The sequence below is a fragment of the Vibrio fluminensis genome (assembly GCF_015278125.1).
Lineage (GTDB): Bacteria > Pseudomonadota > Gammaproteobacteria > Enterobacterales > Vibrionaceae > Vibrio > Vibrio fluminensis.
Genome location: NZ_JADILO010000034.1, coordinates 1 through 12,451, shown reverse-complemented (window position 1 = coordinate 12,451; position 12,451 = coordinate 1). Strand labels below are relative to the sequence as shown.

Sequence of the window (12,451 nt, the reverse complement as noted above, 5' to 3'; positions counted from 1 at the left end):
GAACGGATTTGCCAGTATAAGATCCGGTTAAGAATTCTCCTAACATTTGCAGTTTAATTCGCCATCATTCCCCACTACAATGTGCCCCCAACCTCATTATGAGAAAACAGAGAGATTCAATGACCTCAACATTGCTTGCCCAATCTGACGAACAGTCGCTTATCACTGCACAAAATGTGCTTGAGCAAGTGTTCGGCTATCAAAAATTTCGTAGTGGGCAAGAGCAGGTGATTGAATTAGCCATCGAAGGGCGAGACAGTTTAGTTATCATGCCTACCGGTGGCGGTAAATCGCTTTGTTATCAAATTCCGGCACTGGTACGCAGCGGACTGACTTTAGTTATTTCACCATTGATTTCACTGATGAAAGACCAAGTCGATCAGCTAAAAGCCAATGGTGTTGCGGCAGAATGTATTAATTCGACGATGTCGCGAGAAGAGCTGATTTCTGTCTATAACCGCATGCACAGTGGCAATCTTAAGTTGGTGTACGTTTCGCCTGAGCGTGTGTTGATGCGCGATTTTATTGAGCGTCTAGAGAGCTTGCCGTTGAGCATGATAGCCGTGGATGAAGCGCACTGTATTTCTCAGTGGGGTCATGATTTTCGCCCAGAATATGCCGCGCTAGGGCAGTTGAAGCAGTATTTTCCGCACGTACCATTTATGGCACTGACTGCAACCGCGGATGATGCAACGCGCAAAGACATCATAAGCCGTCTGCAACTGACTCAGCCGCACGAGTATTTGGGCAGTTTTGACCGCCCGAATATTCGTTACACTCAGCTTGAAAAGCACAAACCTGTTTCGCAAATTATTCGCTATCTTGATACGCAAAAAGGCAATTGCGGCATCATCTATTGTGGTAGTCGCAAGAAAGTTGAGATGTTGACCGAGAAACTGTGCAACAACCACATTCGTGCAGCCAGCTACCACGCGGGTATGGATACCGATGAACGGGCATATGTTCAAGATGCGTTTCAGCGTGATGATATTCAGATTGTGGTTGCGACTGTCGCTTTCGGTATGGGTATCAACAAACCCAACGTGCGTTTTGTGGTGCATTTTGATATCCCACGTAACATCGAATCCTACTACCAAGAGACGGGGCGTGCGGGTCGTGATGGCTTACCCGCTGAAGCGATAATGTTGTATGACCCAGCCGATATTGGCTGGCTGCGTCGCATGTTAGATGAAAAAGATGACGGTCCACAAAAGCAAGTGGAAGCACATAAGCTCAATGCCATGAGTGCATTTGCCGAGGCGCAAACTTGTCGTCGCCAAGTGTTGTTGAACTACTTTGGTGAATATCGAGAGAAACCTTGCGGTAACTGCGATATATGTCTAGATCCGCCTAAGCATTTCGACGCCACCCAAGAAGCACAAAAAGCCCTCTCTTGTGTGTACCGCGTCAATCAAAGCTTTGGTATTGGTTACGTAGTCGAAGTACTACGTGGAATGCAGAACATCCGCATTCGTGAGCATGGGCACGATAAAATCTCCACCTATGGCTTGGGGCGTGATCATAGCCATGATTATTGGGTGAGTATTTTCCGCCAGTTGATCCACAAAGGGATGCTGTTTCAAAACATCACGCGTAATTCGACATTGCAACTAACCGAAGAGGCGCGTCCTCTGCTGCGTGGTGAGATGAGTTTAGAGTTAGCCGTGCCACGATTAGATACAGCAGTCAGAGCAGCGAAATCCGACAAGCTGACTAGTAAGAACTACGATAAGAAGCTATTTGCTAAATTGCGTAAGCTGCGTAAGTCGATTGCTGATGAAGATGGCTTACCACCGTACGTGGTATTCAGTGATGCGACCTTGATTGATATGGCGGAAATTTTGCCTACTTCGTACGGTGAAATGTTAGCCGTTAATGGTGTCGGTCAGCGTAAGTTAGAGAAATATGCTGACCCATTCTTAGATCTTATTCAGGAGCATATTACTCACCATGGTTAAGCAAACGGATTTTGGCTTGATGGAGTATCAAGCGGAGCAGGGAAGAATCATCGTGCGTGCGCCAAGTTTTGATTTTGACTCTTTTCCCTCCTTGGGTGAACGCTTGCTGACAACGTTGTCGGCGACCGTTGTTGAGAAACAGTGCGATGCAGATATTCACTCTTGGTTGATTGATTTTGAAGGCTGCCAGTTGTTCCTTAAAGCGGAACATTACAGTGAAAGTGTTTGGATCGAATCGCTAGCTGGAGTGTCGAACCAAGAAGAACTCGATTATTTGGCGGGTTTATTTAGCACTGGATTTGACCTGATCTAATTAAGATTATCTGGGTGATTAAAAACCATCTTGCAGCGCAACTTGGTTAATGTATAATCGCCCGCCTTGCTTGTTGACGCTCGATTAGGCGCAAGAGCAGTTTTATTTAACACTATTGGTAAGAGTTCACTTGAGAGATTTCTTTAACGAAAGACTTAAGTTAATTCGATTTGGGTTCCCTCACCCCCAAACCAAACTAAAAAGGTATCGCATGAGTAACTTTACCCCTGCGCAGCAGCGCAACGCCCTTATCTATCTAGCTTTGTTTCACTTGATCATCATTGCATCAAGTAACTACCTAGTTCAGCTTCCGTTTACCATCATGGGTTTTCACACCACATGGGGTGCATTCACTTTCCCATTTATTTTCTTGGCAACTGACCTCACCGTACGTATTTTTGGTGCTCAGTTGGCACGTAAAATCATTTTCTTGGTGATGCTTCCAGCCCTAGCTGTATCGTATGGCTTATCGGTGTTGTTCTTTGAAGGGCAGTTCCAAGGTTTTGCACACTTAGGTGAATTCAACTTGTTTGTGGCGCGTATTGCCGCGGCAAGCTTTATGGCTTATCTACTTGGTCAGATTATGGATGTGCACGTCTTCAACCGTCTGCGTCAAATGAAGCAGTGGTGGGTTGCACCAACGTGTTCAACACTGTTTGGTAATGCGCTCGACACCATCGCTTTCTTCGCGATTGCCTTCTACCAAAGCCCAGATCCATTTATGGCTGAGCATTGGACAGAAATTGCTTTAGTTGATTACTGTTTTAAACTGGTGATCAGTTTGGGTCTATTTGTACCTATGTACGGTGTGTTATTAAACTACTTAGTTAAGAAGCTAACCGCATCTAACCCAGAATTTAAAATCGTTGGTGCGAATAACTAAGTCAGCGAAGCAGTGAGCCAAATTGGTGTGAGGATTAAAAAAGCCCGAGTTTGAAACTCGGGCTTTTTATTTGTTCCGCTATTTATTGGCTGACAATGGCCAATGGCCAGCCGATATCACTTTGTCGGTTGGCTTCAATTTCCAGCTCGGCAGCAGTCAATGGGTTTTTCGCCAACCATGCTGCAGAGATAGTGAGCTTAAGCTTATCGCCTTCGCTTTGCAGCGAGACTTGTGGCTCTAAGTCCGGGTTGCGGCGGTGGGTCAGTAATACCGCTAAGCGTAGCAAGCGCAATACACGTTTGGCACTGGTGCCAGCAATAGCGTGTTGCTCAGGTAGAGAACTTAATTGTTCACGGTAACGACGCGCTAATTCAGCGAGTAAGTGTTTTTGTGCACGGGTATAACCGGGTAAATCGAGATGGCGCAGTAAATAAGCACTGTGTTCGCCACCTTTTTTGAAGTCGATGGTGAGTCCGATTTCATGCAATTTCGCCGCAGTTTCCAGTAGTACTTTCGCTTGTGACTCTGGCAGCCAATCTTCTTGGCATTGGTCGAGTAAACGTGTGGCTAGCGCTGCCACCTGTTCACCATAAAGGGTATCGATTTGGTAACGAGTTTGCACGCTAGTAATGGTGCGAGCGCGAATATCATCTTGCTTTAACTCATCCACCATTTCATAGACTAAACCTTCACGCAGTGCGCCACCGGCCAGTGTCATCGAATCAATGTCGAGTAATTCGAAGATAGCAATTAAGATCGAGAGACCACTCGGGAACACCAAAGCGCGCTCAAGGGTAAGTCCTTCAATCTCAAGTTCTTCTAAATGGTCAGCTAGCATCGCCTGTTTTTGCAGACGTTTAAGCTTGGCGTGAGTAATGACTTCATCCATACCTTGTGCCAGCATGATTTCTTGCAAGGCTTGCACTGTACCGGATGCGCCAACACAGACATCCCAACCGAGCGTCGTGTATTGCTCTAGAATAGGTTGCAGTGTTTCTTTGGCTGCATTAATAGCTTGGTTAAAGTTAGAAACATTGAGTTGGCGGTCTTTAAAATGGCGTTCTAGCCAGGTGACACAACCCATTTTTAAACTGGTGAGCGCTTTGGCTTCAAAGCCTTCACCAATAATCAGTTCTGTACTTGCGCCGCCAATATCGACCACTAAACGACGACCGCTACCCCCTGAAGTGTGCGCCACTCCTTTATAGATAGTGGCAGCTTCTTCTTCGCCGCATATAACATCGATATTGTGACCAAGTATTTGGTTGGCTTTTGCCAAGAAAACATCCACATTGGTGGCCGTGCGCAACGTTGCGGTGCCGACAATGCGAATGTTTTCTTTTGGGATATCTTGCAGTCGTTCTGCAAATAGGCTCAAGCAGTCCCACCCCCTTTGCATGGCTTCTTGGCTCAACGCATTGTTTTCGTTTAACCCAGCAGCAAGGCGCACCTTGCGCTTGATTTTGGCCATGGTTTGAACGCTGCCATCAATGTGACGCACAACGAGCATATGAAAACTGTTCGACCCAAGGTCGATAGCAGCGTAAAGCGGAGAGGGAACAACTTGGCTCATAAACGACTTAAGAATCCTTTTGCTGACGTGGACGAGAGCGATTTGGTTTACGGTTACCAGAACGTGAACCACCAGTATTGGTGCGACGTTGTTGCTGGTTGCGCGTACGTAGACGAATCGGCGCAGGTAAATCCTGAATCAGTGCCGAAGAGTCATAATCTGAAACTGGAATCGCATGTTCAATATATTCTTCGATTCCTGGTAGATTAATCGCGTATTGCTCACAAGCAAAGCTAATTGAATGACCGCTTGCACCCGCACGGCCGGTACGACCGATACGGTGTACGTAGTCTTCACAATCGTCAGGTAAATCGTAGTTAAATACGTGTGTTACTTGAGGAATGTGTAAACCACGAGCGGCAACGTCAGTTGCTACAAGAAGGTCAACTTCGCCACGAGTGAATTGCTCTAGGATACGCTCACGTTTTTTCTGCGGTACATCACCAGTTAGTAGACCAACGCGGTGTTTGTCTGCTGCAAGGTGACCCCAAATCGATTCACAAACGTGTTTGGTGTTAGCAAAAATGATCGCGCGATCTGGCCACTCTTCTTCGATAATCGTTTGCAATAGTGCCATCTTATCTTCGTTAGAAGGGTAGAACAGTTCTTCTTGAATGCGGTGACCTGTTTTTTGTTCAGGTTCAACCACAACCGATTCTGGCTCGTTCATGTGTTCGAACGCTAGCTCTTGTACGCGGTACGAAAGCGTTGCAGAGAACAACATGTTCAAACGATCTTTTGGTTCAGGCATGCGACGGAACAAGAAACGAATGTCTTTAATAAAGCCAAGGTCAAACATACGGTCCGCTTCATCCAGAACCACAGCTTGAATATGGTTCAGATTAAATACGCGCTGTTTGTGGAAGTCGATAATACGACCGGTGGTACCGATCAAAATATCAACGCCTTGTTCTAGCTTCGCTAGTTGTTTGTCGTAGCTCTCGCCACCATAAGCCAATGCAGCTTTGATACCTGTGCTAGCAATCAGCGGTTCAGCATCATTAAAGATCTGGATCGCTAATTCACGCGTCGGTGCCATAATAATGGCTCGCGGCTGTGTTGGTTTACGGCCTTCCATTTCTGGCGTGGTCAGTAAGTGGTTAAAAGTAGCAGTAAGGAACGCTAGCGTCTTACCAGTACCCGTTTGGGCCTGGCCTGCGATGTCACGGCCGGTGAGCAGTACCGGCAGCGCCTGAGCTTGGATAGGGGTACAAAATTCGAACCCTTTTTGCTCCAAACCCTTTGTAACTTGAGGGTGTAACCCCAAATCGGCGAACTTTTGCTCTGTGATGTGCGTCTTCTTCATTGCTATAGAATATCAGCTTAAGCTTGCAATACGAAAGTAAATACATTCCAATAGGGCATCTCAATACTGGTTATCATCCAACCAGTTCCGAAAAACACAGTGGAGTGGAAGATGAGTGATAAAATTTTGCAGCTTACTGATGACGGTTTTGATAACGACGTAATCAATGCTGCAGGCCCAGTTCTTGTTGATTTTTGGGCAGAGTGGTGTGGTCCTTGTAAAATGATCGCGCCGATTCTTGATGAAATCGCAGAAGAGTACGAAGGCAAACTCACTATCGGCAAATTGAATATCGACCAAAACGCAGGTACTCCACCTAAATTTGGTATCCGTGGTATTCCAACGCTACTGCTTTTTAAAGATGGTAGCGTGGCAGCAACTAAAGTTGGTGCGCTGTCTAAAACTCAGTTAAAAGAGTTCTTGGACGCAAACCTATAAGACTCGCTGTAAAAATAAGACCGTACATTTGATCAATGTACGGTTTTGTTTTTGAACGGCAACAAAAGATAGACTAGGCTAGTATTTAGTGCTAATTTATCGCACGTTAATTAAACAGAATTCTCTTCTTGGTCGATCCTGAGACCATATTCCATCAAACTTAAAACAACAGATCCTATTTTGACTAAACAAGCATCTACCACAATGAATCTTACAGAACTGAAGAACAGACCTGTTTCTGATCTTGTTAAACTTGGCGAAAGCTTAGGTTTAGAAAACCTAGCGCGTCTAAGAAAGCAAGACATCATCTTCGCAATCCTGAAAGCTCACGCGAAAAGCGGTGAAGACATTTTTGGCGACGGCGTACTGGAAATTCTTCAAGACGGTTTTGGTTTCCTTCGTAGTGCCGACAGTTCTTACCTAGCTGGTCCTGACGATATTTACGTTTCTCCAAGCCAAATTCGTCGTTTCAATTTACGCACTGGTGACTCTATTGCGGGTAAAATTCGTCCACCAAAAGATGGTGAACGCTACTTTGCTCTATTAAAAGTCAACACTGTTAATGCCGACAAGCCAGATAACGCACGTAATAAGATCCTGTTTGAAAACCTAACGCCGCTTCATGCAAATGAGCGTATGGTGATGGAACGTGGTAACGGTTCTACCGAGGATATCACGGCTCGTGTATTAGACCTTGCATCTCCAATTGGTAAAGGTCAGCGTGGTTTGATTGTAGCTCCGCCAAAAGCGGGTAAAACAATGTTGCTACAAAACATTGCGCAAAGTATCGCTTACAACCACCCAGAGTGTGAGTTGATGGTACTTCTAATCGACGAACGTCCAGAAGAAGTGACTGAGATGCAACGCCTAGTAAAAGGTGAAGTAATTGCATCAACATTCGATGAGCCAGCTTCGCGTCACGTACAAGTGGCAGAAATGGTAATCGAGAAAGCGAAACGTCTAGTTGAGCACAAGAAAGATGTAGTTATCTTGCTTGACTCAATCACTCGTCTAGCGCGTGCATACAACACCGTAGTACCTTCATCAGGTAAAGTACTAACTGGTGGTGTAGATGCAAACGCACTACATCGTCCAAAGCGTTTCTTCGGTGCGGCTCGTAACGTAGAAGAAGGTGGTAGCTTAACAATCATCGCAACAGCACTTGTAGATACAGGTTCTAAGATGGACGAAGTAATCTACGAAGAGTTTAAAGGTACAGGTAACATGGAACTGCACCTAAACCGTAAGATTGCTGAAAAACGTGTATTCCCAGCGATTGATTTCAACCGCTCAGGTACTCGTCGTGAAGAGCTATTGACTAAAACGGACGAGCTACAAAAGATGTGGATCCTACGTAAGATTGTCCATCCAATGGGTGAAATCGATGCAATGGAATTCCTAATCGATAAGCTAGCAATGACCAAAACTAACGATGAATTTTTTGATGCAATGCGTCGTCAGTAATTAAATCAATGCGATAACGCCACTGTTTTTAACGGTGGCGTTTTTGTTTGCATTCTCTGAGTTGTCACTGCACAATGAAGACGAATGTTACAAGGAGGTTAACATGCAACAAGGAATGTTGTCGTCGCTTCTCCTGTCCCTCTTTTTGGCGCTAGGAGTGCCCCAAGCTATGGCGACTCAGATGACCCCTGAACGGGTTGAGTTGTGGCGTCAAAGCGATCATATGCAGGCAAAGGTTGCCGAGTTTTTGCAATATGTCATGGAAGATGATGTCGATACGCTTAACTTCTCTCTTGAGCGACTCGCGTTTCCGCAGCAGGAAGTCGCGCGTTATCTTTTGCTACAAAAACTCGAACAGCAAGAGATTATCTTAACGGCGAAGATGGCTCTTTTTGTTGAAAAGCAAAAAGCCATGATCCCTACCTATCAAGTCTTAGAGCGCGGCGATGGTTATGAATTTACCATACCAGCTTTTAACTACCCTGCGATTGCCAGTCGTCTACTCAAACGTTGGCGTCAAGATCAGTCTACTTTAGATTTTGTCATGCAAGCAGAGAGACAAGAACTCGACCTGCACCAATGGTTAATCGCGGGCTCGGATTATCAAACGCAAACTCGTGAAAAGCTGTTGATGCGTGAGCTCGATAGTTTATCCCCTGAAGCCCTTAACGCCTTAACCTCCCAACTTACTGATAAAGCGGTGATTGAGTGGTTGCCGCCAGCAGAAGTAATGGTTCGTCTTGCTCAAGTGAGCGAAGATCCTGCCGTGTATAAATTGGTGTGGTTAATGAAGGCAAATCATCACAGTGAAAACGAACTAATACGCTTAGGTAGTGTTGCCGATGAGTTCTCTATTCAACAGATAATGCAGGCCGCCAGTAATCCAAGCTTGGATGAGCTAGCGATTAAGCAGTTAGTCGGTATCAAACCGATGAGCAGTGACGTTGAAGAGTTTTTAATCGCGAGAATGGGCAGTAATGATGATGCGCCTTTCGTTGCACGCCAACTCGCAGAGCAAGGCTACTCAAACTGGCTTGCTGAATTAGCAAGTAGTGACAAACGCGTTAAGAGCCGTCATTTGTTGAATGTCATCAGCCAATAGCACTCTCAAATACCCACAATGAAAAGAGGGATCGTCGATCTCTCTTTTTTGATATACTGCCTGTAGTTTAACCAGTCAGCAGAAGAGCTATGAGTTTTAAGGACTTACGCGATTTTATTCACCTGTTAGAGCAACAAGGCAAATTAAAACGCATTACTCACCCCATCGATCCTCATTACGAAATGACGGAAATCAGTGATCGCACGCTTCGTGCGGGCGGCCCCGCGCTGTTATTCGAAAACCCAATTGGCTACGATTATCCGGTGTTAACCAATCTGTTTGGTACTGCAGAGCGAGTGGCAATGGGTATGGGACGCAGTGAAGTTAAAGAGTTGCGTGAGGTTGGTAAGTTACTGGCGTATCTAAAAGAGCCTGAACCACCAAAAGGTTTCAAAGACGCACTTGAGAAACTTCCGCTGTTCAAGCAAGTTCTGCACATGCCTGCCAAACGTCTGCGCAATGCCCCTTGTCAGGAAATTGTCTGGCAAGGCGACGATGTTGATCTTGATAAAATACCGGTGATGAGCTGTTGGCAAGATGATGTCGCACCTTTGCTGACCTGGGGCTTAACCGTAACCAAAGGTCCAAATAAAAAGCGCCAAAATTTAGGTATCTATCGTCAACAGAAGTTGGGCAAGAATAAAATCATCATGCGTTGGTTGGCTCACCGAGGTGGTGCGCTCGATTTGCGTGACTGGATGGAGACCAATCCAGGTCAACCATTCCCGGTGTCCGTCGCTTTTGGTGCTGATCCAGCAACGATTCTTGGTGCGGTTACGCCAGTACCCGATACTTTGTCCGAATATGCGTTTGCTGGTTTACTGCGCGGCAGTCGTACTGAAGTGGTGAAATCCGTCAGTAATGATCTTGAAGTACCAGCGAGTGCGGAGATTGTACTGGAAGGTTATATCGACCCGAATGAATTTGCCGATGAAGGTCCTTACGGCGACCATACTGGTTACTACAACGAAAAAGAAAAGCATCACGTTTTCACTATTACGCATATCACGATGCGGAATAAGCCTATTTATCACAGTACCTATACTGGTCGTCCGCCTGATGAGCCTGCAGTATTGGGGGTGGCGTTAAACGAAGTGTTTGTGCCGATATTGCAAAAGCAATTTCCTGAGATTGAAGATTTCTATTTGCCGCCAGAAGGCTGCTCTTATCGTATGGCCGTCGTGACAATGAAGAAACAATACCCGGGTCATGCTAAACGCGTGATGATGGGGGTATGGTCTTTCTTACGTCAGTTCATGTACACCAAGTACGTCATTGTGTGTGATGAATCGGTGGATGCGCGAGATTGGCGCGCAGTGACAAAAGCGATGACGGAACATATGGATCCGGTGCGCGATACCTTGATGATCGAGAACACACCAATCGATTCGCTGGATTTCGCTTCACCTGTGGTGGGCTTAGGTTCGAAAATGGGCTTAGATGCCACGATTAAGTGGGATGCAGAGTTAGCGCTGACACGTAATGAACCGAAAGCGCCATTCACCAATCCAGTTGAGAAAATTGCTGAACTGAAACGGACCATTCCACAGCTATTAGATATCTACCTTCCTGAAGGTGCTATCTCTGGACAGATGGTTCTGCTTTCTATTGATAAGCAAGCGATAGGGCAAGGTCGCCAAGCAATAGAGGCAGTGTGGTCTGGTTTAGAAGAAGTCGTTGACCCTAAGTTTGTGATTGTATGCGACGATGACGTCAATATTCGTGACTGGAATGATGTAATCTGGGCAGTCACCACACGAATGGATCCCGCGCGCGATAGTCTTCTATATACTGAGGCAAAATCAGGCATAAGTCGTATGGCTTGGGATGCAACCAATAAACTGGGCGATGAGAAACTCAGAGAGTGGGGGATTCCGATTAAGAAGGATCCTGAATTGGTCGCGAAAATAGATGCTATTTGGCATCAATTGGGAATCGAATGACACACAAGGTTACTTTGCTCCCAAGTCAGGTAGAATTTGAAGTCCCACAAGGGCAAACGGTGTTGGAAGCTGCGCTCAACAATAATATTGGTTTTCCACATCGTTGTCAGGTCGGAGCATGTGCAATGTGCATGTGTAAAAAAGTATCAGGTGAGGTTAGCTATGACCTTGAACCTATGCTTACCGAAAAAGAACAACAACAAGGCTGGATATTTCCCTGTCTGGCACATACAGAAAGTCATTTAGTCCTTACTTTTGAAGAGTAAGCGAGAGGAACCCATGAGTATTCAATGTAAAGTAAAGTCAATTGAGTCGTTAGCATCTAATACTTACCGTATTTTGCTTCACCCTGAAAATCCAGTGCCTTTTAAAGCGGGCCAATACCTGATGGTTGTAATGGGTGAAAAAGATAAGCGCCCATTTTCTATTGCGAGTAGCCCTTGTCGTCATGAAGGCGAACTTGAGCTTCACATTGGCGCGGCAGAACAGAACGCTTATGCGCTTGAGGTCGTTGAAGCAATGAAGTCAGCATTGGCGCAAGACACTTCAATTACTATTGATGCACCTCATGGTGAGGCTTGGGTAAGAGAAGAGAGTGATAACCCTCTTCTACTTATTGCCGGTGGTACCGGTTTTAGCTATGTTCGTTCGATTCTTGATCACTGTATTGCGCAAAATAAAGTGAATCCGATTTACTTATATTGGGGCGCTCGCGATATTAGCCAGCTATACGCAAAAGTAGAGTTAAAAGAAATTGCGGCTAAATACAGTAACGTTCACTTTGTGCCAGTAGTAGAAGAGGCTGCTGCGGATTGGCAAGGTAAACTTGGTAATGTGCTAGAGGCGGTGAATCAAGATTTTCCAACACTAGAGCATTACGATATTTATATTGCAGGTCGTTTCGAAATGGCAGGAGCGGCACGCGAACAGTTTACTCAAAATAAACAAGCAAAAAGTGACAGAATGTTCGCTGATGCCTATGCTTTCATATAGTAAAAGCTAGCAATCATTGATTTAAAGAGGGCAAAATGCCCTCTTTTTCGTCGTTTTGATGGTAATTTAAACGAACAGGCGCTTTTTCTGTTTTTTTTGCAAAAAAGGGTTGCCATTAAAATCCAGTTCCCTATAATGCGCATCCACTGACAGGGAAGACGCCATAAGGCTTCAGCGATAGTCAGAGAGGTGAAAGCTTCTGAGAAAATAAATTGAAAAAAGTGTTTGACTCTTTCAATTATCTCGTTAGAATGCACCTCCGCTTTGAGATAAAGTTTCAAGGCGAAGCTCTTTAACAATATAAACCTATCAATCTGTGTGGGCACTCGTTGATGATAATCCAATTAGATACTTCGGTATCAAATTMGATTTCAATGAACTGAGTGACCAATTGATACTTCGGTATCAGCACAGTCAATTCATTATCGTTCTGTTGGAACGATAATAGCTTTAAAATTACTTCTTACTTTCGGGTAAG

11 protein-coding genes are annotated in these 12,451 nt (G+C 45.3%); 9 read left to right on the top strand and 2 right to left on the bottom strand.

Annotation, left to right across the window (positions count from 1 at the left end):
- Window positions 1-119 precede the first annotated feature (119 nt).
- The 3 genes from recQ to IRQ95_RS18220 all read left to right on the top strand — a co-directional run bounded on the left by recQ (window position 120) and on the right by IRQ95_RS18220 (window position 3,154).
- A complete protein-coding gene (gene recQ / locus IRQ95_RS18230) occupies window positions 120-1,958 on the top strand; it encodes an ATP-dependent DNA helicase RecQ (protein WP_194438582.1) in 1,839 nt (612 codons plus the stop codon).
- Entirely contained in the window at window positions 1,951-2,271 is a 321-nt protein-coding gene (locus tag IRQ95_RS18225) for a DUF3630 family protein (protein WP_194438580.1), read from the top strand. The genes recQ and IRQ95_RS18225 overlap by 8 nt, the downstream gene beginning before the upstream one ends.
- A 211-nt stretch (window positions 2,272-2,482) precedes the next feature.
- A complete protein-coding gene (locus IRQ95_RS18220) occupies window positions 2,483-3,154 on the top strand; it encodes a 7-cyano-7-deazaguanine/7-aminomethyl-7-deazaguanine transporter (protein ID WP_194438578.1) in 672 nt (223 codons plus the stop codon).
- A gap of 82 nt (window positions 3,155-3,236) precedes the next feature.
- Here the strand turns inward: IRQ95_RS18220 and gppA are convergent, their stop codons facing one another.
- Together gppA and rhlB are read right to left on the bottom strand one after the other, a co-directional pair.
- On the bottom strand, window positions 3,237-4,727 hold the full coding sequence (gene gppA / locus IRQ95_RS18215; RefSeq protein WP_194438576.1) for a guanosine-5'-triphosphate,3'-diphosphate diphosphatase: 1,491 nt from the start codon (window positions 4,725-4,727) through the stop codon (window positions 3,237-3,239).
- 7 nt (window positions 4,728-4,734) lie between these two features.
- Complete coding sequence (gene rhlB / locus IRQ95_RS18210) at window positions 4,735-6,033, bottom strand: ATP-dependent RNA helicase RhlB (RefSeq protein ID WP_194438574.1); 1,299 nt, start codon at window positions 6,031-6,033, stop codon at window positions 4,735-4,737.
- Between the two features lie 111 nt (window positions 6,034-6,144).
- On the opposite strand from rhlB, the gene trxA reads away from it, so the two are divergent.
- The 6 genes from trxA to fre all read left to right on the top strand — a co-directional run bounded on the left by trxA (window position 6,145) and on the right by fre (window position 11,973).
- Complete coding sequence (trxA, locus tag IRQ95_RS18205) at window positions 6,145-6,471, top strand: thioredoxin TrxA (protein ID WP_075647756.1); 327 nt, start codon at window positions 6,145-6,147, stop codon at window positions 6,469-6,471.
- Between the two features lie 204 nt (window positions 6,472-6,675).
- Window positions 6,676-7,935, top strand: a complete 1,260-nt coding sequence (rho, locus tag IRQ95_RS18200; RefSeq protein WP_194438571.1) for a transcription termination factor Rho — start codon at window positions 6,676-6,678, stop codon at window positions 7,933-7,935.
- Between the two features lie 103 nt (window positions 7,936-8,038).
- A complete protein-coding gene (locus tag IRQ95_RS18195) occupies window positions 8,039-9,037 on the top strand; it encodes a hypothetical protein (RefSeq protein ID WP_194438569.1) in 999 nt (332 codons plus the stop codon).
- Between the two features lie 89 nt (window positions 9,038-9,126).
- A complete protein-coding gene (gene ubiD, locus IRQ95_RS18190; RefSeq protein ID WP_194438568.1) occupies window positions 9,127-10,980 on the top strand; it encodes a 4-hydroxy-3-polyprenylbenzoate decarboxylase in 1,854 nt (617 codons plus the stop codon).
- Window positions 10,977-11,246, top strand: a complete 270-nt coding sequence (locus IRQ95_RS18185; protein ID WP_194438566.1) for a 2Fe-2S iron-sulfur cluster-binding protein — start codon at window positions 10,977-10,979, stop codon at window positions 11,244-11,246. The genes ubiD and IRQ95_RS18185 overlap by 4 nt, the downstream gene beginning before the upstream one ends.
- A gap of 13 nt (window positions 11,247-11,259) precedes the next feature.
- The gene (gene fre / locus IRQ95_RS18180) at window positions 11,260-11,973 is read left to right on the top strand and encodes an NAD(P)H-flavin reductase (RefSeq protein WP_194438564.1); all 714 of its coding nucleotides are present in this window, start codon (window positions 11,260-11,262) and stop codon (window positions 11,971-11,973) included.
- Window positions 11,974-12,451: the final 478 nt, after the last annotated feature.